The sequence below is a fragment of the Bradyrhizobium sp. BTAi1 genome, assembly GCF_000015165.1.
Classification (GTDB): Bacteria; Pseudomonadota; Alphaproteobacteria; order Rhizobiales; family Xanthobacteraceae; genus Bradyrhizobium; species Bradyrhizobium denitrificans.
Map to the genome: position 1 here is coordinate 4,501,630 of NC_009485.1, position 25,283 is coordinate 4,526,912.

Annotated in this window: 21 protein-coding genes and 1 pseudogene; 11 read left to right on the forward strand and 11 right to left on the reverse strand. The window is 64.4% G+C overall.

Features of this window, described 5'->3' with window-relative positions; translation table 11 throughout:
• Positions 1-3 precede the first annotated feature (3 nt).
• From BBTA_RS20095 to sfnG, 3 genes are read right to left on the reverse strand one after another with little or no spacing between them, the layout of a single operon-like run.
• Positions 4-894, reverse strand: coding sequence for a branched-chain amino acid ABC transporter permease (locus BBTA_RS20095; protein ID WP_012044346.1), 891 nt, complete (start codon positions 892-894; stop codon positions 4-6).
• A complete protein-coding gene (locus BBTA_RS20100; RefSeq protein ID WP_012044347.1) occupies positions 894-1,811 on the reverse strand; it encodes an ABC transporter ATP-binding protein in 918 nt (305 codons plus the stop codon). Before BBTA_RS20100 ends, BBTA_RS20095 begins: the two co-directional genes overlap by 1 nt.
• 11 nt (positions 1,812-1,822) lie before the next feature.
• Complete coding sequence (sfnG, locus tag BBTA_RS20105) at positions 1,823-2,923, reverse strand: dimethylsulfone monooxygenase SfnG (protein ID WP_012044348.1); 1,101 nt, start codon at positions 2,921-2,923, stop codon at positions 1,823-1,825.
• Between sfnG and BBTA_RS40170 the strand changes: the two genes are divergently transcribed.
• Positions 2,901-3,365 carry a hypothetical protein gene (locus BBTA_RS40170; RefSeq protein WP_148221482.1) on the forward strand — a complete coding sequence of 155 codons (465 nt, stop codon included), beginning with the start codon at positions 2,901-2,903 and terminating at the stop codon, positions 3,363-3,365. The genes sfnG and BBTA_RS40170 overlap by 23 nt on opposite strands.
• Before the next feature lie 774 nt (positions 3,366-4,139).
• On the opposite strand, the gene BBTA_RS20110 is transcribed toward BBTA_RS40170, so the two are convergent.
• Both BBTA_RS20110 and BBTA_RS20115 read right to left on the reverse strand, forming a co-directional pair.
• Positions 4,140-4,397 carry a hypothetical protein gene (locus BBTA_RS20110; protein WP_012044349.1) on the reverse strand — a complete coding sequence of 86 codons (258 nt, stop codon included), beginning with the start codon at positions 4,395-4,397 and terminating at the stop codon, positions 4,140-4,142.
• A 66-nt stretch (positions 4,398-4,463) separates the two neighbouring features.
• Entirely contained in the window at positions 4,464-5,507 is a 1,044-nt protein-coding gene (locus BBTA_RS20115) for a DUF2778 domain-containing protein (protein ID WP_012044350.1), read from the reverse strand.
• Positions 5,508-5,730: 223 nt separating this feature from the next.
• Here BBTA_RS20115 and BBTA_RS20120 point away from each other — a divergent pair, with 223 nt between their 5' ends.
• The 5 genes and pseudogenes from BBTA_RS20120 (at position 5,731) to BBTA_RS20140 (ending at position 10,892) form a co-directional block, all read left to right on the forward strand.
• Complete coding sequence (locus BBTA_RS20120; RefSeq protein WP_012044351.1) at positions 5,731-6,165, forward strand: DUF1810 domain-containing protein; 435 nt, start codon at positions 5,731-5,733, stop codon at positions 6,163-6,165.
• A 162-nt stretch (positions 6,166-6,327) separates the two neighbouring features.
• Positions 6,328-6,573 (forward strand): hypothetical protein, encoded by a 246-nt coding sequence (locus BBTA_RS20125; RefSeq protein ID WP_012044352.1) that lies wholly within the window; start codon positions 6,328-6,330, stop codon positions 6,571-6,573.
• A 205-nt stretch (positions 6,574-6,778) separates the two neighbouring features.
• A pseudogene (locus BBTA_RS20130) lies at positions 6,779-8,874 on the forward strand (ATP-binding protein).
• Between the two features lie 91 nt (positions 8,875-8,965).
• Positions 8,966-9,961 carry a DUF3592 domain-containing protein gene (locus BBTA_RS20135; RefSeq protein ID WP_012044353.1) on the forward strand — a complete coding sequence of 332 codons (996 nt, stop codon included), beginning with the start codon at positions 8,966-8,968 and terminating at the stop codon, positions 9,959-9,961.
• Positions 9,962-9,965: 4 nt separating this feature from the next.
• A complete protein-coding gene (locus tag BBTA_RS20140; protein ID WP_012044354.1) occupies positions 9,966-10,892 on the forward strand; it encodes a dienelactone hydrolase family protein in 927 nt (308 codons plus the stop codon).
• A 21-nt stretch (positions 10,893-10,913) separates the two neighbouring features.
• Here the strand turns inward: BBTA_RS20140 and BBTA_RS20145 are convergent, their stop codons facing one another.
• From BBTA_RS20145 to BBTA_RS20155, 3 genes are all read right to left on the reverse strand, one after another.
• A complete protein-coding gene (locus tag BBTA_RS20145; RefSeq protein WP_012044355.1) occupies positions 10,914-12,536 on the reverse strand; it encodes an ABC-F family ATP-binding cassette domain-containing protein in 1,623 nt (540 codons plus the stop codon).
• A 102-nt stretch (positions 12,537-12,638) separates the two neighbouring features.
• On the reverse strand, positions 12,639-13,097 hold the full coding sequence (locus BBTA_RS20150; RefSeq protein ID WP_012044356.1) for a hypothetical protein: 459 nt from the start codon (positions 13,095-13,097) through the stop codon (positions 12,639-12,641).
• A gap of 202 nt (positions 13,098-13,299) precedes the next feature.
• On the reverse strand, positions 13,300-14,334 hold the full coding sequence (locus tag BBTA_RS20155) for a glutamine synthetase beta-grasp domain-containing protein (RefSeq protein ID WP_041750787.1): 1,035 nt from the start codon (positions 14,332-14,334) through the stop codon (positions 13,300-13,302).
• Between the two features lie 544 nt (positions 14,335-14,878).
• Here BBTA_RS20155 and BBTA_RS20160 point away from each other — a divergent pair.
• Both BBTA_RS20160 and BBTA_RS20165 read left to right on the forward strand, forming a co-directional pair.
• Entirely contained in the window at positions 14,879-15,073 is a 195-nt protein-coding gene (locus tag BBTA_RS20160; RefSeq protein ID WP_012044358.1) for a DUF2735 domain-containing protein, read from the forward strand.
• Between the two features lie 179 nt (positions 15,074-15,252).
• A complete protein-coding gene (locus tag BBTA_RS20165) occupies positions 15,253-15,996 on the forward strand; it encodes a tyrosine-protein phosphatase (RefSeq protein ID WP_012044359.1) in 744 nt (247 codons plus the stop codon).
• Positions 15,997-16,001: 5 nt separating this feature from the next.
• Here BBTA_RS20165 and BBTA_RS20170 read toward each other — a convergent pair whose 3' ends face one another.
• Together BBTA_RS20170 and BBTA_RS20175 are read right to left on the reverse strand one after the other, a co-directional pair.
• Positions 16,002-16,619, reverse strand: a complete 618-nt coding sequence (locus BBTA_RS20170; protein WP_244424051.1) for a hypothetical protein — start codon at positions 16,617-16,619, stop codon at positions 16,002-16,004.
• Between the two features lie 218 nt (positions 16,620-16,837).
• On the reverse strand, positions 16,838-17,056 hold the full coding sequence (locus BBTA_RS20175) for a hypothetical protein (RefSeq protein WP_012044361.1): 219 nt from the start codon (positions 17,054-17,056) through the stop codon (positions 16,838-16,840).
• 299 nt (positions 17,057-17,355) lie between these two features.
• Here BBTA_RS20175 and BBTA_RS20180 point away from each other — a divergent pair, with 299 nt between their 5' ends.
• Both BBTA_RS20180 and BBTA_RS20185 read left to right on the forward strand, forming a co-directional pair.
• Positions 17,356-22,443 carry an SDR family NAD(P)-dependent oxidoreductase gene (locus BBTA_RS20180; protein WP_012044362.1) on the forward strand — a complete coding sequence of 1,696 codons (5,088 nt, stop codon included), beginning with the start codon at positions 17,356-17,358 and terminating at the stop codon, positions 22,441-22,443.
• Between the two features lie 13 nt (positions 22,444-22,456).
• Entirely contained in the window at positions 22,457-23,950 is a 1,494-nt protein-coding gene (locus tag BBTA_RS20185; RefSeq protein ID WP_041751540.1) for an HWE histidine kinase domain-containing protein, read from the forward strand.
• Positions 23,951-24,152: 202 nt separating this feature from the next.
• On the opposite strand, the gene BBTA_RS20190 is transcribed toward BBTA_RS20185, so the two are convergent.
• Positions 24,153-24,713 (reverse strand): type 1 glutamine amidotransferase domain-containing protein, encoded by a 561-nt coding sequence (locus tag BBTA_RS20190; RefSeq protein ID WP_012044364.1) that lies wholly within the window; start codon positions 24,711-24,713, stop codon positions 24,153-24,155.
• 224 nt (positions 24,714-24,937) lie between these two features.
• Here BBTA_RS20190 and BBTA_RS20195 point away from each other — a divergent pair, with 224 nt between their 5' ends.
• Positions 24,938-25,237: a hypothetical protein gene (locus BBTA_RS20195; RefSeq protein WP_041751541.1), complete on the forward strand. Its 300-nt coding sequence runs from the start codon at positions 24,938-24,940 to the stop codon at positions 25,235-25,237.
• Positions 25,238-25,283 lie beyond the last annotated feature (46 nt).

Sequence of the window (25,283 nt, forward strand, 5' to 3'; positions counted from 1 at the left end):
GACCTACACCCGCTCCACCAGCTTCTGGCCGAACAGCCCCGAGGGCCGCACCAGCAGCAGCGCCAGGGCCACCACATAGGCCGCCCAGGCCTCGATGCCGCCGCCGAAGAACGGTCCGACATAGACCTCCGCCAGTTTCTCGATGGCGCCGATCAGGAGCCCGCCGACGATCGCGCCGGTGATGGAATCGAAGCCGCCGAGCACCAGCACCGGCAGCGCCTTCAGCACCACCAGCGACAGCGAGAACTGCACGCCGAGTCGCGCGCCCCACAACAGTCCCGCGACCAGCGCCACGATGCCGGCCGCCGTCCACACCGCAGCCCAGACGCGCGGCAATCTCAGGCCCACGGCGAGCGCGGCGAACTGATCATCCGCCACGGCGCGGAACGCGAGGCCGGTGCGGGTGTAGCGGAAGAACAGCGTGAACAGCGCCACCAGGCTGCCGGCCACCGCCGCCGCGAACAGGTCGAAGCGGCTGATGAAGACGCCGCCGATGTCGAACGGGATATCGCTGACGCCGATGTCGAGCCCGTGCACCTGCGTGCCCCACAGCAGCTGCGCTGCGCCTTCGATCACGTAAGAGAGGCCGAGGGTGGCCATGAACAGCGTAATCGGCGGCTGGTTGATCAGCGGCCGCAGCACGGTGCGCTCGATGGTGATGCCGAGCGCCACCATGATGGCGAGCGTCGCCAGCAGCGCCAGCGCGAACGGCGTGCCGCGCTCCACAAGACTGACGAAGGTCAGCGCCGCGAACAGCAGCATCGCGCCTTGCGCGAAATTGAGCACGCCGGAGGTCTTGTAGATCAGCACGAAGCCGATCGCGACCAGCGAATACATCACCCCGGAGAGCAGCCCGCCGACCAGCACCTCGATCAGGAATTGATAGTCGAACATCAGCTCGCGAGCTCCGTCTCGTCCTCATGGGCGACGCCGAGATAGGCGTCGATGACCGCCTGGTTGCTGCGGATCTCGGCCGGCGGCCCGTCGGCGATCTTGCGGCCATAGTCCAGCACCGCGATGTGGTCGGACAGCTCCATCACGATGCCGATGTCGTGCTCGATCAGCACGATGGTGGCGCCATAACGGTCGCGCGCGTTGCGCACATGCTCGGCCAGCTCCCGCTTCTCGCTCAGAGTCACGCCGGCAAAGGGCTCGTCGAGCAGCAGCAGCTTCGGCCGCGCCACCAGCGCGCGCGCCAGCTCGACCCGCTTCTGCAAGCCGTAGGGCAAGGTGCCGGCAATGCGGTCGCTGATATCCTTGAGATGGAGAAAACCGATGACCTCGGCAGCGGCCGCCCGGTTCTCGGCTTCGATCCGGCGTGCCAAGGGCGAGCCGACGAGCTGGCGGATGAAGCCGGCGCGGACGCGATGCGCGAGCCCCATCAGCACGTTGTCGAAGACGGACAGCCCCTTGAACAAAGCGAGGTTCTGGAAGGTGCGGGCGACGCCAAAGCCTGCCAGTTGTGCGGTCGGCACTTGGTTGAACGCCCGATCACCGAACCACACCGCGCCCCGATCCGGGCGATAGAGCCCGCTGACGACGTTGAGCAGCGAGCTCTTGCCGGCCCCGTTCGGACCGATCACCGCGCGGATCTCGCCCTCCGCGACATCGAGATCGATATCGCGAAGCGCTGTCAACCCCCCGAAGGTCAGCGAGACATTGTTGAGCCGCAGCACCGGACGCGGCGCGCCTGCCATGGCGGAGGCCGACGGGTCATTCGGCTCCGCCGCGAGCACCTGACGCGCCGTCCCTGGAGCCCAGGTCTCCAGCGACAGCAGGTCGAGCGACGAACTGAGTGCGGTCAACAGCATCGCGGTCCGGCCTACTCGGCAGCCTGCACGCGAAGGCCGGCCTTGGCCTCGAGCTCGCGCACCAGCGGGATCACGTGCTTGCCGAAATAGGCGACCTCCTCCTGGAAGTGCAGGAAGCCAAGCAGCACGAGGTCAACGCCGACCTCCTTCAGTGCGACGATGCGCTCGGCAATCTGCCGCGGCGTGCCGATCAGGTTGGTCTTGAAGCCGTCATTGTATTGGACGAGATCCTCGAAGGTCGACTTCGCCCAATTGCCCTCGCGCTCCGGCGACGCCTTGCCGGCATTGGCCACCTCGTGCGCGAAGGCGTGGACGGCCTCGGGATTGGCGTTGTCGATGATTTCCTTGAGCACGGCCTGCGCCTCGGCCTCGGTGTCGCGCGCGATCGCGAACGCGTTGACGCCGATCTTGACCTGGTGATTGTTGGCCTTCGCCTTGGCCCTGATATCGTCGACCTGGGCCTTGATGCCCTCCACCGAGTTGCCGTTGGTGAAGTACCAGTCAGAGACGCGCGAGGCCATGTCGCGGGCGGCACGCGAGCTGCCGCCCTGGAAGATCTCCGGCTGCGGGTCGATCGGCTTCGGCTTCAGCGAGTAGTTCGTGAAACGATAGAAGTCGCCGCGGAGATTGAAGTTGTCCTCGGTCCAGATGCCCCGGAGCGCACGGATGAACTCCTCCGAGCGGCGATAGCGCTCATCGTGATCCAGCCAGGGCTCGCCAATCGCGGCGAACTCGCCGCGGAACCAGCCGCTGACGATGTTCACCGCAACGCGCCCCTGGGTGAGATGATTGATGGTGGCGATCTGCTTGGCGACGACCGCCGGATGCCACGGTCCGGGCAGGATCGCGGCGATCACCTTCAGCTTCGTCGTCGCTTCGAGCAGCGCATGGCTGAACGACACCGATTCATGTTGATATTCGGCGCCATAGCCAGCCGTGAAACGGATCTGGCTCAGCGCGTAGTCGAACCCGCTCTCCTCGGCGATCTGTGCCAGCCGCTTGTTGTAGCCGATATCCCAGCTCGTCCGCTGCTCGATGTTGGAGATCACCAATCCGCCCGAAACGTTGGGCACCCAATAGGCGAACTTGATGGACGAATCCTTGGCCGTCATTGTTATCCTCGCTAGTCCTCGTGGTCGTGAATACTTCTGCCGCCGCCAACAGGACGACAGCGAGCCTTTGCGCCGCCAGCTGGCAGCACATTGCGGATTGCATTTGCGATATCGAGATGATCAGCAGGCAGCGCCTGCCGATGTCGCGGTCATCAGCACCGCGACTGCCGCATCAGACGATCAACAGAGCCATGTGCTGGTGGCACGGAACTGGCCGCCATCCGTGAGTGCAGCCGCATCTTGGCAGTTGCAGAGATCATTGCCGATCATGCACGTCCCCTCTGTCAATCACCATCGATCGACCCGCAAAGTGTCGCAGAGAAGCGATAACGCAGCGAGTCCAAGACCGTCTCTTTTTGAAAGGGGAGGTAAAACCGTCTTCCGTAATTTTGCGGGCCGCGGACAATTTGTGCTTTCGATCGTCCTCAGTTCCGCCGGCTAGAACATCTTGAGTTCGACGAACTAATAAGTGCGCAGGATGGTCGCGAGTATTTGTCGTTTCTGCAAGCGAGCAGTCGCTCGCGAAGAATGACTTCACTGCCCGTCGGGCAAATCAGGCGACTTTGTTGCATCATACGAGCACATTCAAAGGGTGAAACGACCAGATTGCCCATGCGCACGAAAACGATTTTCCCCCGACGCATCAGGCTGATTTGGCCTGTCCAGTCGCACGGGGAAAAATTTTCCGCTTTTCCAAAGTGAGCTTTGCTGGTTTCCTCAATCCATCTCCCGCTCGCATGAGGGGCGTATCGCGGTCGTCACGGACGTCGAGCGGGAGGAGCGGTGGACGCGATGGCAGCGGAGCGCAGCTTGCGCCGACGAACGCCGTTGTCGCGTACGGTCAAGTCGCGTGGTCCTGGCATCCCGACGCTGATGCCGCGCTGATGTGTAAGCATCATGCGCACTACGGTGACCAGAAAGCCCGGCGCACCGGGGAGCACGCGAAGCAGCCGTTAAGGCCATCGCGCGGGGAATGCCGGTTGCCCGGCTGAACCTGTGGTGACTGCCGCCTGCTTTTTTTCTGCAGGCGGGCCATGGGTTGCGGCCAGCAGCCCGGCATTCCCCGCGCCCTCACCTGCTTCGAGGGCATCACCGATGGGTCACTCGGACGCGACAGCGCCGCGAGAGCGTGAGGCCATGCGCCGATTGGCCGGTCCATCCGGACGATGACGCCGAGCAAGCGGGCGCGACCAATGCAAGAGACCGCGCAATGCTCTCACAGCAGCTTCGCATTGACGAACAGCGTGCGCACCGCGTTGGTGGCCTGCACCGTCATGATCGCATTGTCGGCGGCCGCCTGCAGCGAGGCCATGGCCTGGTCGTGCAGCGACTTGAACTCCATCCATTCGACGGCGTTGAGACTGGTGAGAAACTGATGAGCCTGCCCGACGGTCGAAATCACGAACGGCTTCCCGTTCACCCTGATGTTGAAGGTGGTGCGCAGACGCGTTTCCGAGCTTGCGGGATCATTCATGGGGACCTTCCGGAAGATACGACGGGCGTCACCGCCGAAATCGCGCCGAGGCCCAGCAACCAAGCGTCACTCGGTCTTTTGCGCGGTTCGCGTCGGGGTGCCAGCCTCGAGCCCGACGACGACGACGAGTCGGTTGAACTCGCCCTCATCATACGCCTTCAGGAAGCGATCGTAATTCTTGATCGAGACGCAGCCGTTGGAATCCCCCTCGGGACCCAGCATATAAGGGTGGGTCAGCAATCCGCTCCGGCCGAGGGTCGTTCCCTCCACCACGTTCATGCGCAGGGCGCGCACGCCGTGAAACGGCTTTTCGCGTGGCTTGAGCTCGTAAGTGGCCGGCGGCGTCGCGCCGATCATGCGCTGATTGACGTGCTCAGGGTCGTCGCGCAGGCTGCCCATACCGGAATGGGCTTCGAGCCCGATGCCGGAGGGCAGATAGACCATCTTGGCCTTGATGTCGTACACGGCGGTCTTTTCGTAGCCGAGCGCACCAAGATCGATGCCGGAGCGAACGACACCGCTGTCCGGCCCGAGCGAGGCGTATTTGGTCGGGCTCGGCAGCAGGTCGGACAGGCGCTGCAGAATCGAGCGATCATCGACACGTCCCGTGGTCTCGGCGGGCGCGGCCGATGCAAGATTGACCGGCATGTCGGCGGTAGACGGCCGCGGCCGGGGCAGCGGCACGCCGGGCGCCGGCAGCGCAACCGTGGTGCCTTCCGTGAGCTTCGGCCGCCATTCGCCGCCATTGAGGTCGCGCCCGTTCGGGTCCCGCGATTCCATGCCTTTCACCAGCGCGGCCCGCGCATCCAGCAACTGGCGATCAATTCCGCGCAAAGCGAAGCGGTCGAGCGCGCGCAAGGCGTCCTTCTCGGAATAGGCGGTCGCCGACGCAGAGACCGGCGCGAAACGTGTCTCGAAGGTGGTGGATGGCGGCTCCGGCGCCGACAGCGCCGCAGTCGTCAGCGGGGCCGGATCGCTGCTGTCGCTGCCGACCCAAACGGCCGCACCGCCGGCAACCGCCAGCGCGGCAAGCACCAGCGCGATCGCTTCGGAGTGCCCGAAGCGGCCACGCAACAACAGCACCTCTACGCTCGCTTCACTGGAAGCCATCACGTCCCCGATATACGCCCCCTTCGGACTACAAGCGGAAGTAGCCGACCCCAAGGGGTACGATTCGACCCGTCATGACATAGGATGGCAAGAGTGCGGCATAATCTAGACAAAGACCAGCCCGCATTGATCCGGCATGGCCGCCGAGCCAAGCGGGAAAAGCGCCTCGCCCAAGCTGCCTTATTGAAAAATATCCATATATTTCAATTAGATGGAGGCATCCATGAACGCGGATTGCCATGATCTCAACCGATTTATCGAGGCGCAGACTCCGATTTATTCCCACGTGACCGCCGAACTTGCCGCCGGTCGCAAGCAAAGCCACTGGATGTGGTTCATATTTCCCCAGGTGGACGGGTTGGGGACCTCGGCCATGGCCCAACGCTATGCCATTCGGTCCCGCGCGGAGGCGGAGGCCTATCTGGCGCACCCTTTGCTCGGCAGCCGTCTCGTCGAATGCACCCGGCTGGTGCTCGCCGTCCCCGGCAAGTCGCTCCGCGACATTCTCGGCACGCCTGACGACGCCAAGTTTCGCTCCTGCATGACGCTGTTCGATGCGATTCGTCCGCAAGCGGATTTCGGCGCCGCACTCGACCGCCACTGCGATGGCGCGCGTGATCCCGCCACCCTGGCCTTTTTGCAGCGCGGCACCGCCTGACGTCTTGGCGGCGCAGCGATTCACACCGGCGTCATCGGTAGCATGCTGATGAGTTCAGCGTCCGGCGAGCTGGATTTCAGGTGATAGCCGAACACGAAACTTGATCGCGCCCAGATTTGCGGCTCCCATCCGCCGCATTGTTTGTCCCAAGGAGACACGCTCATGAGGAAGTTTTTTCTGATTGCCGCGCTCACGACCTTCGCCGCCGGCTCTGCTTTCGCCCAGGACAGCTGCGAGACCAAGGCCATGGGCAAGGATGGCAAGCCGCTCGCCGGAGCCGCCAAGACCTCGTTCATGAAGAAGTGCATGGCCGACAGCTGCGCAGCCAAGGCGGTCGGCTCCGATGGCAAGAAGCTCGCCGGCGCGGCCAAGACCAGCTTCATGAAGAAGTGCGAGGCCGGCACCTGAACTGGGCTTAGCCGATGACACGGCGGCCTCGCCACCAGGCGGGGCCGATGATCGCAGGGGGAAGTTCCATCGGCGCTGGGCGTATCGGCAGGCGCGATTGACATGTTACAACGTCGCGAACCCCTCACATCGAGTTGCCAATGCCGTGCCGCGTTGAGAACCGCCTGCTCTGCCTTCATCCGCATTCAGGCGAGGCGGTCGCGACGTGACGTCCTTCGAGATCGCCGCGCTCGAGCAACGGATTCAGGAGCTGGAAAGCGAGAATGCCCGACTGCAGGCGCTGTTCACCGCCGACGCCGGTCGCCGCGCCCGCGCCGAAACGGCGCTCGCCGAGAGTGAGGAGCGTTACCGGACGCTGTTCAACTCGATCGATGAAGGCTTCTGCATCATCGAGTTCTTCGACGGCCCGCACGGCCCGCTGAGCGACTACATCCATATCGAGGCCAATCCGGCCTATGCGCTGCACGCGGGCATCCCGAACGTGGTCGGCCAGAAGGTCCGGGAGATGGTGCCGAACGAGGCTGACGGCTGGGTCGAGCTGTATGGCGACGTCTTGCGCAGCGGCGCGCCGATCCGGTTCGAGCGCGAGTTGGTCGCGACCGGCCGGCACCTGGAGCTGGCCGCGTTCCGGGTCGAGCCTGCGACGCGACGCCAGGTCGCGGTGCTGTTCCAGGACATCACCGCGCGCAAGCGCGCCGAGGCGGCACTGCAGGAGATCAATGACACGCTGGAAGCGCGCGTCGTCGCAGCGCTCGCCGAGCGCAAGCTGCTTGCCGACATCGTCGAAGGCACCAACGCCTTCGTCCAGGTGGTCGACATGCAATTCCGGCTGATCGCGATCAACGGCGCAGCCGTGCAGGAATTCGAACGCATCTTCGACGTTCGGCCCAAGGTCGGCGATCACCTGCTGGAGCTGTTCCAGGACCTTCCGGAGCATCGATCGGCCGTTCGGGCCGTGTGGTCGCGGGCATTGGCCGGCGAGGAATTCGTCGCGGTCGACGAATTCGGCGATGTCAGCCGCAACCGACGCTTTTACGAGATGCGCTTCTCGGTGCTGCGCGACGCCACCGGCGAGCAGATCGGCGCCTATCAATTCGCCTACGACGTCACCGACCGGCTGCGCGAGCAGGCGCGGCTGCGTGAGGCCGAGGAGGCGCTGCGCCAATCGCAGAAGATGGAGGCGGTCGGACAGCTGACCGGCGGCATTGCGCATGACTTCAACAATCTGCTGACCGGCATCATGGGCTCGCTCGAGATGCTGCAGACCCGTCTGCGCCAGGGCCGTTTCTCGGACGTCGACCGTTACGTCGCGGCGGCCCAGGGCGCCTCCAAGCGTGCCGCCGCGCTCACGCACCGACTGCTGGCCTTCTCCCGCCGCCAGACGCTGGATCCCAAGCCGACCGACGTCAACCGGCTGGCGATGGGCATGGAGGAGCTGGTGCGCCGCACCGTCGGCCCGCAGATCACGCTCGAAGTGGTGACCGCCGCCGGACTGTGGCCGGCACTGATCGATTCGCCCCAGCTCGAAAGCGCTCTGCTGAACCTCTGCATCAATGCGCGCGACGCGATGCCTGAGGGAGGCCGGATCACCATCGAAACCGCCAACAAATGGCTGGACGATCGCGCCGCCCGCGAACGCGATCTGCCGCCGGGCCAGTACATCTCGCTCTGCGTGACGGATACGGGAACCGGCATGACGCCCGACGTGATCGAACATGCTTTCGATCCGTTCTTCACGACCAAGCCGATCGGTCAAGGCACCGGCCTCGGCCTCTCGATGGTCTACGGCTTCGCGCGCCAGTCGGGCGGCCAGGTGCGGATCTATTCCGAACTGGGTGAAGGCACCACGATGTGTCTTTATTTTCCCCGCCATTATGTCGGCGAGGCCGAGCCTGCCGATCCCGACCAGCGCGGAGCTCCGATGGCGTCGTCCACGGGACAGACCATCTGGTCGTGGACGATGAGCCGACCATACGCATGCTCGTCATGGAGGTGCTCGATGATCGCGGCTATGCCGTCATCGAGGCCAAGGACGGCCCAACAGGGCTCGCGGCTCTGCAGTCCAACGCGCGGATCGATCTGCTGATCACCGATGTCGGCCTGCCCGGGGGTATGAACGGCCGTCAGCTTGCGGACGCGGCCCGTGCCACGCGGCCCGGCCTCAAGATCCTGTTCATCACGGGCTATGCCGAAAACGCGATCCTGAGCAGCGGCCAACTCGCTCCGGGCATGCAGGTGCTGACGAAGCCTTTCGATGTCGAAGCACTGGCCGGCCGCGTCACCGAGATGGTGGAGGGGTAAGGAGAGGAGAGCCGCGAGAGTATTGAACCCAAGGGAACTCGAGGCACACCACTGCATGGCGCCCGCAGCGACGGGCTCATGCGAGATGACCATGCTGACTGCCTCCGCCCTGCTCTGGACCCGCATCGCCGCCGGCATCTTCGGCTTTCTGGCCCTGAATTCCGGCTACGGCCTCTGGCTCCAGCGCAAGAAGACCATCGGCGGGCGCCACTGGCCGGTCGTCGAAGGCGAGGTCGTAGCGTCCGAGGTGTCTCTCGCGGCGACACATCGTTCGGCTGACGACACCGACGCCAAGCCCGACATCCGCTACCGCTACGAGGTGCTCGGGACGAGCTACGAAGGTCATCGAATCCGCTTCGGCAGCCCGAGCCACGTCACCCGCCTGCAGGCCGAGGAGCTTACCGGCAAATATCCAAAAGGCGCGAAGGTTCGCGTCTTCTACGATCCGAAGCGCCCGTCGCAGTCGGTGCTCGAGCCGGCCGATGCCAGCGGCACGGCTGCGCTGGCGGCGCTTTTCATCGTGATGTGCGCCGTCACCGCGGTGCTCGTGGCACATTCGCTCGCCGGCAAGGTGTTGACGACGGAGGCTGGCGTGCCGCTGTTCGCCTTCCTGCTGCCGTTCGCCCTGCTGGGCTTCGGCGCCGTCGCCCTCGCCTCCTATTGGAAGCTTCGTCAGGAGAGCATGGCGAGCCGGTCCTGGCCGACCACGCCGGGGCGGATCACGCGCTCGGGCGTGACGGTGGAGATCACGCGGCGGGAGAACGACCGCGGGCGTGAGGTCGAGGAGGAACGCTTCCGCGTCACCATTGACTACAGCTATGCCGTCGGCGGCCGCAGCTTCCACAGCATGCACTGGAACTGGGGCTGGACCGCACTGTATCCGGACAGGTCAAGCGCCGAAGCCATCGCCGCCCAATACCCGGTCAACAGCGACGTCACGGTCTTCTACGATCCGACCCGGCCCGAGACGGCCGTGCTCGATCCAACCAACAAGAGCGGCGTCGCCGCTCCGCTCTGGGTCGGTCTCTTTCTGATCGCGATCGGCGCGCTGTTCCTGTTCATCTTCACCCACGTCCAAATGAGCTAGTTGCATGAGCCCCCGCCTCGCATCCCGTCATCATGACTGCGGCACCGCACCGAAGAGCATTGGGCGGCTTGCGATGCTGACGGTGCTCACGACGCTGTGGCTGGCGCCCGCCGCCGCTGTTCAACCGGATACGGTCTACTTCCCGAGCGCCGATGGCCGCGCCGAACTGACCGGCTATCTGTTCAAGCCGCAGGGCACAGGACCATTTCCGGCAATCGTCATGCTCCATGGCCGGGGCGGCCCCTACTCGTCCAACGTCAACGCGGACTGCACGCTGGTCTCGCGCGCGGTACCGGCATCGCCATGCAATGCCGTCACACTGTCGAAACGGCACGTGATGTGGGGCAACTACTGGGCCGAGCACGGCTACCTCGCGCTATTGCCCGACAGCTTCGGTCCACGCGGCAAGGCGCACGGCTTCGGCCGCGGTACCCATGACGATCCGGATCGCGCCGACGTCAACGAGAGGACGGTGCGGCCGCTCGATGCCGAGGGGGCGCTCGCCTATCTGCGCCAGCGCAGGGACGTCGTACCAGATCGCATCGTGCTGCAGGGCTGGTCCAACGGCGGCAGCACGGCATTGAACGTGCTGCTGCGACAGGGTCTGGCGTCAACCGGCTTCCGCGGCGCGCTGATCTTCTATCCGGGCTGTGGCGAGAACTCGCTGCTGGGCCCGACGCTCAGAAGCCATGTCCCGGTCCAGCTGTTCCTCGCCGCCGACGACGAGGAGGTCTCGCCTGCGCTCTGCAGCGCCATGGCCGAGCGCTCGCGGCAGGTGGGCACGACGATCGATACAACGATCTATCCCGGCGCGAGCCACGGCTTTGACGAACCGTCGGCGAGCCGTCAGGCGGTCGCCGGCAACGGCCCCGCGATGGACGACACGCTCCGGCGCGCCGCTCCGCTCGTCGTCGAGTGGCTGAAGCGATGACCGGCCGTTGCCACCACGCGATCAGCTGCGCAGGCCCGGCGCCTCGTGGCCGCTGCGGGCGACATATTCGGTGTAGCCGCCACCATATTGATGCAGGCCATCCGGCGTCAATTCGAGCACGCGGTTGGACAGTGCGGCGAGGAAATGTCGATCGTGCGAGACGAACAGCATCGTTCCTTCGAAGCTCGACAGCGCCGCGATCAGCATCTCCTTGGTCGCCATGTCCAGATGGTTGGTCGGCTCGTCCAGCACCAGAAAGTTCGGCGGATCGTACAGCATCTTGGCCATCACCAGCCGCGCCTTCTCGCCGCCCGACAACACCCGGCAGCGCTTCTCCACATCGTCGCCGGAAAAGCCGAAACAGCCGGCCAGCGCGCGCAGCGAGCCTTGGCCAGCCTGCGGGAACGAATGCTCCAGCGATTCGAACACGGTCTCGTCGCCGTTGAGCAGATCCATCGCATGCTGCGCGAAATAGCCCATCTTGACGCTGCCGCCGATCGTCACCGAGCCGTCGTCGGGCTCGGCGGTCCCGGCGACCAGCTTCAGCAACGTCGATTTGCCGGCGCCGTTGACCCCCATGACGCACCAGCGCTCCCTGCGCCGGATCATGAAATCCAGCCCCTCATAGATGCGGCGGCTGCCATAGCTCTTGGACACCTTCTTCAGCGCGACGACGTCCTCGCCCGAGCGCGGCGCCGGCAGGAAGTCGAATGCCACCGTCTGGCGGCGCTTCGGCGGCTCGACGCGCTCGATCTTGTCGAGCTTCTTGACCCGGCTCTGCACCTGCGCCGCATGCGACGCCCGCGCCTTGAAGCGCTCGATGAACTTGATCTCCTTGGCGAGCATCGCCTGCTGGCGCTCATATTGCGCCTGTTGCTGCTTCTCGTTCAGCGCCCGCTGCTGCTCGTAGAAATCGTAGTCCCCGGAATAGGTCGTGAGCTGGCCGGCGTCGATCTCGATGACCTTGTTGATGATGCGGTTGATGAACTCGCGATCGTGCGAGGTCATCAGCAGCGCCCCCTCATAACCCTTCAGGAAGTGCTCCAGCCAGATCAGGCTCTCGAGATCGAGATGGTTGGACGGCTCGTCGAGCAGCATGACGTCGGGGCGCATCAGAAGGATGCGGGCCAGCGCGACACGCATCTTCCAGCCGCCGGACAACAGGCCGACATCCTTGTCCATCATCTCCTCGGAGAAGCCGAGGCCGGCCAGCGCCTCACGGGCGCGGCTGTCGAGCGCATAGCCGTCGAGCTCCTCGAACCGCGCCAGCACCTCGCCATAACGCGCGATGATCTCGTCCATCTCGTCGGCGCGGTCCGGATCGGCCATGGCCGCCTCAAGCTCCTTGAGCTCGGCCGCGACCGCCGACACCGGCCCTGCTCCGTCCATGACCTCCGCCACGGCGCTGCGGCCGCTCATCTCGCCGACGTCCTGGTTGAAATAGCCGATCGAGACGCCACGATCGATCGAGACCTGACCTTCGTCCGGCTGCTCACGGCCCGAGATCATCCGGAACAGCGTCGTCTTGCCGGCCCCGTTCGGGCCCACCAGCCCGATCTTCTCGCCGCGCTGGAGCGCGGCGGAGGCCTCGATGAACAGAATCTGGTGGCCGACTTGCTTGCTGACGTTGTCGAGGCGGATCATGAGGGCTCAGGCGGTGGACGGGTTGCCGCCGCTCTTAGTCGATGCGCGCCGCGGGTGGAAGGCGCAATTTTGCACCGCAACTCACGCCCCAAGCGGGCCCGGTCAGCGGCCCTGCGGCCGGAAATCCTGGTTGCCGAACGGCTTCTCGGTCGGGATGCGGATGGCGACATAGCCGCGATCCATCGACGCGTGGCACGCATTGCAGCCCGAGGTCAGCTCGGTCACCGCCGAGGCGAAGCGCTTGCCGTCCTTGGCGGTGATCGCATCGGAGATCGACTGGATCGGCTGGCTCAAGGTGGTCACATTGTCCACCGGCAGACCCGAATAGAAGGCGGCCGCATCCGAGAGGCTCTGCTTGAGCTGCGCCAGCTCGTAGCCCGCAAGATCCCAGTTCTTGGCCTGCCCGGCGAACCACAGCTTGGCGTGCCTCACCTGGACGAGATTCATGATGTCGCCGAGCCGCGGCAAATATTGCTCGGCACCGGACGCCGCCGGCATGACGGCCAGCGACACGGCCGCGCCGGCCAGCACGATGCCAGCCAACCATTTGCGATTATTCATTCGACACTCCGCTTCCCAGATCCGCGTCTCCGCCATCCAGCAGACATACCGTCCCCGTCCGGACCCGGACTTGCGTTTGATCAAGACGGACGACGAACGCACGCCACCGACGAAGTGCCTTCACAAACGAATGATCCGCCGGAGCGGCTGCTCCGGCGGATCATCATGTCAGCCCCTGCCCCGGGGTGTTGTGGTCGGCGTCTTAGGCCGCGGCTTTCGCGCCGGTCGGAACCGTCGAGATCGTCTTCAGGACCTGAGACGCGATCTGGTAGGGGTCGCCCTGGGAGTTCGGACGGCGGTCTTCCAGATAGCCCTTGTAGCCGTTGTTCACGAAGGAATGCGGCACGCGGATCGAGGCGCCGCGGTCGGCCACACCCCAGCTGAAGGTGTCGATCGACGCGGTCTCGTGCTTACCGGTCAGACGCATGTGGTTGTCCGGACCGTACACGGCGATGTGGTCGGCGCGGGCCTCCTTGAAAGCGTCCATGAGCTTCTCGAAGTACTCCTTGCCGCCGACTTCGCGCATGTACTTGGTCGAGAAGTTGCAGTGCATGCCCGAGCCGTTCCAATCGGTGTCGCCGAGCGGCTTGCAGTGGAACTCGATGTCGATGCCGTACTTCTCGGTGAGACGCAGCATCAGGTAGCGGGCCATCCACATCTGGTCAGCAGCCGTGCGCGAGCCCTTGCCGAACACCTGGAATTCCCACTGGCCCTTTGCCACCTCGGCGTTGATGCCTTCGTGGTTGATGCCGGCCGCGAGGCACAGGTCGAGATGCTCTTCGACGATCTTGCGGGCGACGTCGCCGACGTTCTTGAAGCCGACGCCGGTGTAGTACGGACCCTGCGGAGCCGGATAGCCATACTCCGGGAAGCCGAGCGGACGGCCGTCCTTGTAGAAGAAGTACTCCTGCTCGAAGCCGAACCACGCGTCCGGATCGTCGAGGATGGTGGCGCGGGCGTTCGACGGATGCGGGGTCTTGCCGTCCGGCATCATCACTTCGCACATCACCAGCACGCCGTTGGTGCGGGCGGCATCGGGATACACGGCGACCGGCTTCAGCACGCAGTCGGAGCTATGGCCTTCGGCCTGCATCGTCGACGAGCCGTCGAAGCCCCAAAGAGGCAGCTGTTCCAGGGTCGGGAACGAGGAAAATTCCTTGATCTGTGTCTTGCCGCGCAAATTCGGCACCGGCTTGTAGCCGTCGAGCCAGATATACTCGAGCTTGTATTTCGTCATTGAGCCTCTCTGTCTTATCGAAAGGTGGGAGCCCAGCAATCGAAGGCACCCCGCTTACCCGGCCACGATCGGCCAGCGCTCTCTTAAGCACGGAACGTGCCAAGTCCTGCGGCGTCCCGTCGCACGCACCGGGGCTCATCCGGACACCGCGCCCCCCGACTTTCACACCCCAAAGGTGCGGCAAAGCGGCGCGGCCGGGATTGCACGGAGTGCATGGCGACAAGAACAGCGCGTCAAAAACACGCTTGATTCCTTGGCATTTGCGGCAATGCGAAAAACAGGGCGACCAAGGCATCAGCAAGCCCGGGACATTTTCGAAAAGAAGTCGCGCTCCTCCCGCAACCTTTGATCCGGCCCAAGCGTTAGTCACCTGCCCGTTGCTTCGCACGGGGCAAATGCTGAAATGCCCTCGAAATGCGCAACATGTGATTTCATTTTGATCATATTGCATTCTCCAAGGCAGCGCCGATATCGAGACTGGTAACCACAAGAGAACGAGTCGGGCGCACCATCATCCGTGGTCCGATGGAAAGGAGACTGAGGAATGGACACGAACGTGAACGAGGGATCCGCAAGGATCTATCAATTCCCACGCGGAGGACGGGCCGGTCTCGCGCCTCGGCATCCTGCAATCGCATCTGCCCGGCAGGTCGCTCCGGCCTTGCAGCCCTCGATCTACAGCGGCAGCTGGTATCACGACGAGGCGATCCAGGAAGCCAAACCGGCGTGGGACCGCTGATGTCAGACGATGCCGTGACGCAATTGCGCCTTTGCTAAAGGGTCGGACCGACGAGGTTCCGGCCCTTTTGCTTCATGGCTCCCACGCGATGCGATGCCCGCCCCTTGTGAGCGGCGGATCTTGCCCCGAACGCACGCAAGGACGTTCCCCCACGAAGCGCCATCTTCTATCGTAAGCGCATGCTCGATCCGAATCGCCGCCATCTCGGCCTGCAAGGGGCCAGCAATTTCAGGGATCTCGGCGGTTATCCCAGCAGCCATGGCCGGCATGTGCGCTGGCGACAGCTGTTTCGGTCAAACCATCTCGGTCAGTTGACGACATCCGATACCGCCGTCCTGCGTCAGCTCGGCATTCGCACGGCGTTCGATTTCCGCGGTCGCGACGAGCGTTTGGCCGGCCTGTGCGCGCTCGACGACATCGCCGTGCACTCATTGTCGATCGAGCCGAGTGTCGTCCCGGCGTTACGGGCCCGGGCCATGGCAGGACGGCTCAACGCCGAGGATGCGCTCGGCCTGATGCGGGACTCCTACCGCAACTACATCCGCAATCACACGCCGCGCTTTCGGACGCTGTTCGATCACCTGCTGCGGGACACCGCGCCCCTCGTGATCCATTGCACGGCGGGCAAGGACCGCACCGGCGTCGCCTGCGCGCTGCTGCTGCACGCACTCGAAGTCCCCGAGGATGTGATCTTCGAAGATTACCTGCTCACGAACCAGTTCTACCGGCGCGATAGCGCAGTTCGGCCGGATCTGCCCGAGGAGATCCTGCAGGCCATCAGAACGGTGCAGGCGTCATTTCTGACGGCGGCGTTCGACGCCATTCGCGATGATCATGGCGGTCTCGAACACTATCTGCGCGACGGGCTCGGTCTCGGCGCTGCAGAGCGCAGGGCCCTGCAGGATCGCTATCTCACGCGTTGAGCTGCTCAGTTCGGCAGTTTCGCGCGCTGGATCGAGACCACGCGCGCCGCTGCGGACGATCTGACGGTCTTGACCATCAGCTCAAGACGGAAGCCGAGCGCCGCCTCCTCACTCTTCGGAAAGAACAGGATCGCCGCGAAGGAGAGATGCCCACCGGAATCGAGCTTCACCGGCAGATCTTCGCGGACACGAAACACCCGCCCCTTGGCTGCGCCGCCAGCGGCCTGGCTGACAGCTCGCTCGACGAGATCGCGCAGGTCCAGCGACACCACGTCGCCGTCGCCAATGCCATGGAAGCGCAAGGACTCGGTTTCCCAGCGGCTGTTCTCGACCTCCACCACGGCGCGGCTGTCGGGCGACCAGGCGGCAATCAGGTCACGGCGGTTGGCCCGCATCTCGCCGGAGGCCCAATAGGTGCTGCCGAGCGTCCCCAGCACTGCACCATCCGGAAGTCTGATCAGGACGTTTTCGACGGCGCCGGACGGCTCGGACGCTCCGGACGGCAATCCTTTGGACGTCCGCCAGCCGAAGGCAAGCTTGCCCGAGGGGGCAATGGTTTCGGGGAACACGCGGATCGCCCCCTGGCCTGTGCCACAGATGAAGCTCTGATGTTGATCAGGCACACAGGGTGCCTCAGCTCCAGCCGCGACCGCGGTCGTGCTCGCAGCGGCGATGATGCCGATAACCGCAATGCTTGCGCCAATTCGATTCATGCGTCTGATGTTAGCGGCATTGCGCCCGCAAGCGCAGCTCGGCATTGTCGTCTGCATGGACGATTGACGGCTACGGCCCAGGGGACATCGTCGTAGATCGGGCTGCGCCGCTCGCGGCAGCCTCGGTCTCAGGCGGCCTCGATATCCGCCGTCTCAGCGGCTTCCATCGCGTCGAGATCGGCAATGACCTCCTCGAATGCGGAAATCGCCTGCTGCACCGCTGCAATCTGCATCAACTCCCAGCCGGTGACCGGACCGGCACGGTTCTGCAAGGCGACCACGAGATCCCGCCGCTGTTCCTTCAGCTGCACCAGCGGCAAACCATGGTCCGGCAGATGTCTCATCATGACAAAGCTCCAACGCCCCTCAGGCGGCATAAGACGACGCTAGCCTCTCACCCTGGCGATCCTCTTACGAAAGTCCGACAAATTTTATCGATCAGGCCCGCGGTGCCCACGGCTTCGGCAAGTGCCCGGATGACATGGGCGGTCACGCATTCGCTCACGAGCCGATCGTCATCATCGTCATCGAATGGCTCACACTCAGATGCAATTCCATCCCGCGGGCCGCGCAGCCATTGCAACTCGTCGGCGTGGCAATAGTATAAAAGCCGGGCACGCGGGGCGAATGGAGACCAGGGGACGGAATGAACGGAGCAGTGATTGTCATTACGGGCGCGCAGGGGGCGCTAGGGCGGAGCGTTGCCGATCTCGCTCTGGCGCGGGGCGCGCACGTGGCCGGAATCGATCATGCCCAGGCAGAAATCCCAGCCAGCGACGACCGCATCGAACTCGGAGGGGTCGACTTGTCCGATCCCGAACAGGCGAAGGTCGCAATCGACTCGGTCGCGGCCCATTTCGGCACTCTGGATGCCCTGATCAACATCGCCGGCGCATTTGCGTTCGAGAATGCAGCCGATGGCGACGATACGGTCTGGGACAAGATGCATGCGCGCAATCTCATGACGGCGCTGCATGCCTCGCGCGCTGCAATCCCGCATCTGGTGCGTTCCAGCACCGGCCGCATCGTCAATATCGGCGCGATGGGCGCGCTGCAGGCCGGCGCCGGCATGGGCCCCTACGCTGCCTCCAAATCCGGTGTGCATCGCCTGACCGAGGCGCTCGCATCGGAGTGGAAAGGCAAGGACCTGACCGACAGCGTCAACTCGATGGCCTCCAACCTGACCGGCCAGGTTCGTAACATCGCCGAAGTGGCCACCGCCGTCGCCAAGGGCGATCTCTCCAAGAAAATCACCGTCAATGTGTCAGGCGAGATTCTCCAGCTGAAGGAGACGCTGAACACGATGGTCGATCAGCTCAACGCCTTCGCCGGCGAGGTCACGCGCGTCGCCCGTGAGGTCGGCACCGACGGCAAGCTCGGCGGCCAGGCCGAGGTGCCGGGCGTCGCCGGCACCTGGAAGGATCTCACCGACAGCGTCAACTCGATGGCCGGCAATCTCACCGCCCAGGTCCGCAACATCGCCGAGGTGGCCACCGCCATCGCCGGTGGCGACCTGTCGCGCAAGATCACGGTCGACGTCCGCGGCGAGATCCTGAGCCTGAAGGAAACGCTGAACACGATGGTGGATCAGCTCAACCGCTTTGCCGGCGAGGTGACGCGCGTCGCCCGCGAGGTCGGCACCGAGGGCCGGCTCGGCGGCCAGGCCAACGTGCCCGGCGTCGCCGGCACCTGGAAGGATCTCACCGACAGCGTCAACTCGATGGCCGGCAATCTCACCGCCCAGGTCCGCAACATCGCCGAGGTTACCACAGCCGTGGCGCGCGGCGACCTGTCACGCAAGATCACTGTCGACGTGAAGGGCGAGATTCTCGAGCTGAAGAACACCATCAACACCATGGTCGACCAGCTCAATGCCTTCGCATCCGAGGTGACGCGCGTCGCCCGCGAGGTCGGCACCGAAGGCAAGCTCGGCGGCCAGGCCGAGGTGCCTGAAGTCGCCGGCACCTGGAAGGACCTCACCGACAGCGTCAACTTCATGGCTTCCAACCTGACGGCGCAGGTCCGCAACATCGCCGAGGTCGCGACCGCCATCGCCGGCGGCGACCTGTCGAAGAAGATCACCGTCGACGTGCGCGGCGAGATCCTGCTGCTCAAGGACACCTTGAACACGATGGTCGAGCAGTTGCGCTCTTTCGCCGCCGAGGTGACGCGCGTGGCGCGCGAGGTCGGCACCGAGGGCCGGCTCGGCGGCCAGGCCGTGGTGCCCGGCGTCGGCGGCACCTGGAAGGATTTGACCGACAACGTCAACCTGCTCGCGGCCAATCTCACCACGCAGGTTCGCAACATCGCCGAGGTCACCACGGCGGTTGCGCGCGGCGACCTGTCGCGCAAGATCACCGTCGACGTGAAGGGCGAGATTCTCGAGCTGAAGAACACCATCAACACGATGGTCGATCAGCTCAACGCCTTCGCCGGCGAGGTGACACGCGTGGCCCGCGAGGTCGGCACCGAAGGCAAGCTCGGCGGCCAGGCCCAGGTGCCAGGTGTCGCCGGAACCTGGAAGGACCTCACCGACACCGTGAACTTCATGGCGGCCAACCTGACCGAGCAGGTCCGCGGCATCGTCAAGGTGGTCACGGCCGTGGCCAATGGCGATCTCAAGCAGAACCTGACCGTAAAGTCCAAGGGTGAGGTCGCAGCCCTCGCCGACACCATCAATAACATGACCGAGACGCTCGCGACCTTTGCCGATCAGGTCAGCAGCGTGGCCCGCGAGGTCGGCGTCGAAGGGCGGCTCGGCGGCCAGGCCAACGTGCCTGGCGCGGCCGGCACCTGGAAGGATCTGACCGGCAACGTCAACCTGCTCGCGGCCAACCTGACCTCGCAGGTCCGCGCCATCGCCGAAGTCGCGACTGCCGTGACCAAGGGCGACCTCACGCGGAGCATTCAGGTCGATGCGCGCGGCGAGGTGGCCGAGCTCAAAGACAACATCAACACCATGATCACCAACCTGCGGCTCACGACCGACCTCAACACCGAGCAGGACTGGCTGAAGACGAACCTCGCCCGCTTCACCAACATGCTGCAGGGGCAGCGCGACCTGACAACCGTCGGCCGCCTGCTGCTCAGTGAGTTGACGCCGCTCGTGAATGCGCATCGCGGCGTGATCTACCAGGTCGAGAACGAGTATACGCCGCAGCTTCGCCTGCTCGCCTCCTACGCCGATGACGGCGTGTATCCCCATCGCCAGTCGGTCCAGTTCGGCGAAGGGCTGATCGGCCAGTGCGCCATCGACAAGCGGCAACGGCTGATCTCCGAGATTCCATCCGACGTCATTCCGGTCGGCTCTGCTTTGCTTCGCGCCGTCCCTAAGAACCTCGTCGTGCTCCCTGTGCTATTCGAGAACCAGGTCAAGGCGGTGATCGAGCTGGCGTCGCTCAGCCCGTTCACGACGTCGCAGATGACGTTTCTGGAGCAGCTCACCGATTCCATCGGCATCGTGCTCAACTCGATCGAAGCCACCATGCAGACCGAGGGCCTGCTCAAACAGTCCCAGCAATTGGCGGCAGAGCTGCAGGCGCAGCAGCGCGAGCTGCAACAGACCAACGAGCAGCTCGAACAGAAAGCCCAGCAGCTGGCCGAGCGCAACGTCGAGGTGGAACGCAAGAACCAGGAGATCGAGCAGGCCCGGCGCGCGCTCGAGGAAAAGGCAACGGAGCTTGCCCTCACCTCCAAGTACAAGTCCGAGTTCCTGGCCAACATGTCGCACGAGCTGCGCACGCCGCTCAACAGCATCCTGATCCTGGGCCAGCAGCTGACCGAAAACCCCGACGGCAACCTCACCATGAAGCAGGTCGAATTCGCCCGCACCATTCATGGCGCAGGCACCGACCTTCTCAACCTGATCAGCGACATTCTCGATCTGTCCAAGATCGAGTCCGGCACGGTGACCGTCGACGCCGAGGAGATCCTCACCGCCAACCTCCTGGAGACGGTCGGCCGTCCGTTCCGGCACGAGGCGGAAAACCGCCTGCTGTCCTTCAATATCGATGTCGATCCGAACCTTGCGCGAAGCATCGTCACGGATTCCAAGCGGCTGCAGCAGGTGCTGAAGAACCTGCTTTCGAATGCCTTCAAATTCACTGCGGACGGCGGCGTCCGGCTGAAAGTCTCGGCTGCACTTGGCGGGTGGAGCGCTGAGCATCCGGTCCTCAACACCGCGCCGGCCGTCATCGCCTTTGAAGTCTCCGACACCGGCATCGGCATTCCCCAGGACAAGCAGAAGCTGATCTTCGAGGCCTTCCAGCAGGCCGACGCCGGGACCAGCCGCAAATATGGCGGCACCGGGCTCGGGCTCGCCATCAGCCGCGAGCTCGCGAACCTGCTGGGCGGTGAAATTCATCTGAAGAGCGCCCCCGGCAAGGGCAGCACGTTCACACTTTACCTGCCGCTGAAATATTCCGGTCCGGCCGTCGCTCCGCGCATCAGCCCGACACCAGCTGCGTCCTACACTCCGCCGCTGCTGCCGGCTCAGCAGCCTCCGGCCTCCGACCGCGTCGCCGAACAGCTGGCCGACGACAGGCTCGAGCTCGCCCCCGGCGACACGACCCTTCTGATCGTCGAGGACGACCCGCATTATGCCCGCGTGCTGATCGATCTCGCGCGCGACAAGGGCTTCAAGATCCTGGTCGCCACCCGCGGCGCGGAAGCCCTCGACCTCGCCAAGCAGTACCAGCCCGCAGCCATTTCCCTGGATGTGTTCCTGCCGGACATGCTGGGCTGGACGGTTCTGAGCCAGCTCAAGCACAATCCTCTGACCCGGCACATTCCGGTGCAGATCATCACATTGGACGAGGACCGTCAGCATGCGCTGGCGCGTGGAGCGTTCTCCTTCGTCAACAAGCCGACAACCACCGAGGGCGTGAGTGCCGCGCTCAGCCAGATCAAGGAGTACGCGCAGCCGCGCCGCAAGCGCCTGTTGATCGTCGAGGACAATGCGGCCGAACAGCTCAGCATCCGTCAGCTGCTTGATCATGACGACATCGAGATCCTCGCAGCGGACACCGGTGCGGGCGCGCTGGAGGCGCTGCGCGGCACGCCCTGCGATTGCGTCGTTCTCGATCTCCGCCTCCCGGACATGAGCGGATTCGACGTGCTCGATCAGTTGCGTTCGGACGAAACCCTGTCAGGCATTCCTGTCGTCGTCTTCACCGGCCGTGAATTGTCCGCCGAGGAGGACGCGGAACTACACACGATGGCCCGCAGCATCGTCGTGAAGGGCGTGGAGTCGCCGGAGCGGCTGCTCGACGAGACAGCCTTGTTCCTTCACCGCGTCATCACGGAACTGCCGATAGAAAAGCAGCGAATGCTCGAAAAGCTGAACAGTTCCGACGAAGACCTCGTCGGAAAAACGGTTCTGCTGGTCGACGACGACGCCCGCAACATCTTCGCGCTGTCGAGCGTGCTGGAGCGCCGCGGCATGAAGGTGCTGACCGCGACGACCGGCGCCGAAGCGATCGACTTGGTGCAGAGCACGCCTGCGATCTCGATCGTGCTGATGGACATCATGATGCCGCAGATGGATGGTTACCAGACGATCGGCGTCATCCGGCAGAACCCTGCCTTTGCCCGGCTCCCGATCATCGCGCTGACCGCGAAGGCCATGAAGGGAGATCGCGAGAAGTGCCTCGAAGCCGGCGCTTCCGATTATCTCGCAAAACCCGTCAACACCGAGCAGTTGCTTCTTGCGATCCGCATGTGGCTGCACCGCTGAACGGCGCATGATCATGGAACATGAAAAGGTCAACATCCTCCTGGTTGACGACCAGCCCGCGAAGCTGCTGGCCTATGAGGTCATCCTCAAGGAACTCGGCGAAAACCTCGTGGTCGCCACGTCAGGCCGCGCGGCGCTTGAGATTCTCCTGAAGAACGAGATCGCGGTCATCCTCGTGGACGTCTGCATGCCGGAGCTCGACGGCTTCGAGCTGGCGCAGATGATCCGTGAGCATCCGCGGTTTCAGAAGATCGCGATCATCTTCATCTCGGCGGTTCAAGTCAGCGATTTCGACCGGTTGCGCGGCTATGAAATGGGCGCGGTCGACTATGTGCCGGTGCCGGTCGTGCCGGAGGTCTTGCGCGCGAAGATCAAGGTGTTCACCGAGCTCTATCGCAAGACGCGCGAGCTGGAACATTTGAACCAGGAGCTCGAGAACCGCGTTCGCGCGCGCACCGCAGAGCTCGAAAGATCCACGGCCCAGCTACTGGAGAGCGAGCAGCGCCGCAGCATGGCCATCGCGGCCGGAAGGATGGGGTCCTGGGACTGGGACGGCATCAATGGCGACTGGATGTGGGACGAAGGCCAATACCGCATCTTCGGCGTCACGCCGCAGACCTTCGAGCTCAACAACGTCAACATCATGAGCCTCTTGCATCCCGACGACGCCGAGCGTGCGCGGCAGGTGGTCGCCGAGCTCGGCCGGGGCACGACGTCCTGCGAGGCCGAGTTCCGCATCAACAGGCCCGATGGCGAACAGCGCTGGTGCGTTGGAACGGCGGCGGCGACGACCGACAAGGCTGGACGCGTGATCCGGGTCAGCGGCGTCACCATCGACATTACCGAGCGCAAGCGCGCCGAAGAGCGCCAGAACCTATTGACCCGCGAGGTCGATCACCGGGCCAAGAACGCGCTGACCCTGGCGCAGTCGATCGTGAGGCTCACCAAGGCTGACAGCGTGCGGACCTATGTCAGCGCAGTCGAGGGCCGCATCAGCGCGCTCGCACGCGTTCACACCATTCTCTCGCTTTCGAGCTGGCAGGGCGCAGAGATCAGCCGGCTGATCGGCGAGGAGCTCGCGCCCTATGCGACCGGCGGACAGGTGGCGTTCGGCGGTGCCGAACTCCAGCTCCAGCCGGCGACGGCACAAACCCTGGCGCTGGCCCTGCACGAGCTGGTGACGAACTCGGCCAAATACGGCGCCCTGTCGGTCCGCTCTGGTCATCTCTCGGTCAAATGGACCATCGAGGACGATGTTCTCGAGATCGTGTGGATCGAAACCGGCGGGCCGCGGGTCCACGTGCCGACCTCCCGCGGATTTGGGACCCGCAGCCTGATGGCAAGCGTCGAGAGCCAACTCGGCGGGCGGGCTTTGTTTGACTGGCGGCCCGAAGGGCTGGTCTGTCGGTTGATCGTGCCCTTGCGTCCGGGCGCGATGCCGCCGGAAATGACCAGCGCCTTCACGAGCGCGGCGCCCAAGGCAGCCCGACAGCGGGCCGCCGGCTGATCGGCAGCCGACGACGCCGGTGACACGAAATTAGGAACGACGCGCCGCAGCCGACGTCTTTCCCTCTGTCTCCGGCGGCATTCCCCCATCGCGCCGAAGGCAACTCCGTGTGGACTGCGGCCCAGCGTTCGACCCTTCGAGCGCTGGGCCCGTTCGGGCCGAGATGCCGGTTCAGCCGGCCTTCCCGGCCCTGGCAGCCGCCTCAAGCGGCGCTCCGCTGCAGATGCCGGCCCTCTTTGACCTCCTCGATGATCTTGGCGCTGAAGGCTTCCAGATCGCCGGGATTGCGCGACGTGATGACACCTTGGTCGACGACGACCGCCTCATCCTGCCAATCGGCACCGGCATTCACGACGTCGGTCTTGATGGACTTGTAGGACGTCATCTTGCGACCTTTCGCGATGCCCGTCTCGATCAGCAGCCATGGCGCATGACAGACCGCGGCCACGATCTTCTTTGCCTCAAAGATGTCCTTGATGAATTTCAGCGCCTTCGGCTCGAGGCGCAACAGGTCCGGGTTGATCTGGCCGCCTGGCAGCACGATGGCGTCGTAGTCCGATGCCGATGCCTGGTCGAGCGTCTTGTCGACCTTGACGGGGCGTCCCCAATCCTTCTGGTCCCAGCCCTTGATCTGGCCGGCGGCGAGCGAGATCACGTCGACGGTCGCCCCGGCCTGCTTCAAGCGATCGCGCGGCACTTCGAGCTCCGCTTGTTCGAAGCCGTTCGTGGCGAGAATGGCGATCTTCTTTCCCTTGATATCCATGGTGCTCTCCTGTTCAGACGGACACGCTGGCCAACCCGACCGGCGCGACCATCGTTCCCGCCGCAGGTCAGGACTGATCGTCACAACTCATCGAGCGCGGGGGGCTCGCCATGGAACAGCGAAGCTCTGCCGCAGTTTGTATGCGGGAGCAGCCCCTGTCTGTCCGCCCTCACCAAGCGGACCAGCCGGACGCTCCATCGACGGATTCCGATCTGGAGCTCCCCGTGCCCTATGCACTCTTTGAAAACGACGAACAAATGACCCGTCCGTTTCGGACCGAGCGCGAGGTTTGGGAGGCCGCGGAGCGTGCAGATCTCGTGACCTTGGATACGCACGGCGAGAAGGTGCTCGACAACAATTTCGAGATCAAACCTTGCGAAGCCACGGCGGACGAGCTTGCTGGAGCTCCTGGCCAAGAGATCGTTTTTCCAGACGCGCGCAGCGCTGACCGGACTCTTGACAACGGCGCGGAGCAACGCCCGTCGCCTGCGGGAAAGAAGACGGCGGCAGAGACGTCCTCATGAGCACGGGCAATTGGCACGACCAGCCTTCTTTTCGTAAAAAGAACAT

What these genes read in the sequence shown, in the direction of transcription:
- BBTA_RS20135 (WP_012044353.1), top strand. Translation starts at nt 8,966, where the DNA reads ATGCTGACTGCCTCCGCCCTGCTCTGGACCCGCATCGCCGCCGGCATC.
- BBTA_RS20155 (WP_041750787.1), bottom strand. Translation starts at nt 14,334, where the DNA reads ATGACGAAATACAAGCTCGAGTATATCTGGCTCGACGGCTACAAGCCG.
- BBTA_RS20110 (WP_012044349.1), bottom strand. Translation starts at nt 4,397, where the DNA reads ATGAATGATCCCGCAAGCTCGGAAACGCGTCTGCGCACCACCTTCAAC.
- BBTA_RS20125 (WP_012044352.1), top strand. Translation starts at nt 6,328, where the DNA reads ATGAGGAAGTTTTTTCTGATTGCCGCGCTCACGACCTTCGCCGCCGGC.
- BBTA_RS20180 (WP_012044362.1), top strand. Translation starts at nt 17,356, where the DNA reads ATGAACGGAGCAGTGATTGTCATTACGGGCGCGCAGGGGGCGCTAGGG.
- BBTA_RS20100 (WP_012044347.1), bottom strand. Translation starts at nt 1,811, where the DNA reads ATGCTGTTGACCGCACTCAGTTCGTCGCTCGACCTGCTGTCGCTGGAG.
- BBTA_RS20120 (WP_012044351.1), top strand. Translation starts at nt 5,731, where the DNA reads ATGAACGCGGATTGCCATGATCTCAACCGATTTATCGAGGCGCAGACT.
- BBTA_RS20175 (WP_012044361.1), bottom strand. Translation starts at nt 17,056, where the DNA reads ATGATGAGACATCTGCCGGACCATGGTTTGCCGCTGGTGCAGCTGAAG.
- BBTA_RS20165 (WP_012044359.1), top strand. Translation starts at nt 15,253, where the DNA reads ATGCTCGATCCGAATCGCCGCCATCTCGGCCTGCAAGGGGCCAGCAAT.
- BBTA_RS20185 (WP_041751540.1), top strand. Translation starts at nt 22,457, where the DNA reads ATGGAACATGAAAAGGTCAACATCCTCCTGGTTGACGACCAGCCCGCG.
- BBTA_RS20095 (WP_012044346.1), bottom strand. Translation starts at nt 894, where the DNA reads ATGTTCGACTATCAATTCCTGATCGAGGTGCTGGTCGGCGGGCTGCTC.
- BBTA_RS40170 (WP_148221482.1), top strand. Translation starts at nt 2,901, where the DNA reads ATGGACGAATCCTTGGCCGTCATTGTTATCCTCGCTAGTCCTCGTGGT.
- BBTA_RS20145 (WP_012044355.1), bottom strand. Translation starts at nt 12,536, where the DNA reads ATGATCCGCCTCGACAACGTCAGCAAGCAAGTCGGCCACCAGATTCTG.
- BBTA_RS20150 (WP_012044356.1), bottom strand. Translation starts at nt 13,097, where the DNA reads ATGAATAATCGCAAATGGTTGGCTGGCATCGTGCTGGCCGGCGCGGCC.
- BBTA_RS20160 (WP_012044358.1), top strand. Translation starts at nt 14,879, where the DNA reads ATGGACACGAACGTGAACGAGGGATCCGCAAGGATCTATCAATTCCCA.
- BBTA_RS20140 (WP_012044354.1), top strand. Translation starts at nt 9,966, where the DNA reads ATGAGCCCCCGCCTCGCATCCCGTCATCATGACTGCGGCACCGCACCG.
- BBTA_RS20115 (WP_012044350.1), bottom strand. Translation starts at nt 5,507, where the DNA reads ATGGCTTCCAGTGAAGCGAGCGTAGAGGTGCTGTTGTTGCGTGGCCGC.
- BBTA_RS20190 (WP_012044364.1), bottom strand. Translation starts at nt 24,713, where the DNA reads ATGGATATCAAGGGAAAGAAGATCGCCATTCTCGCCACGAACGGCTTC.
- sfnG (WP_012044348.1), bottom strand. Translation starts at nt 2,923, where the DNA reads ATGACGGCCAAGGATTCGTCCATCAAGTTCGCCTATTGGGTGCCCAAC.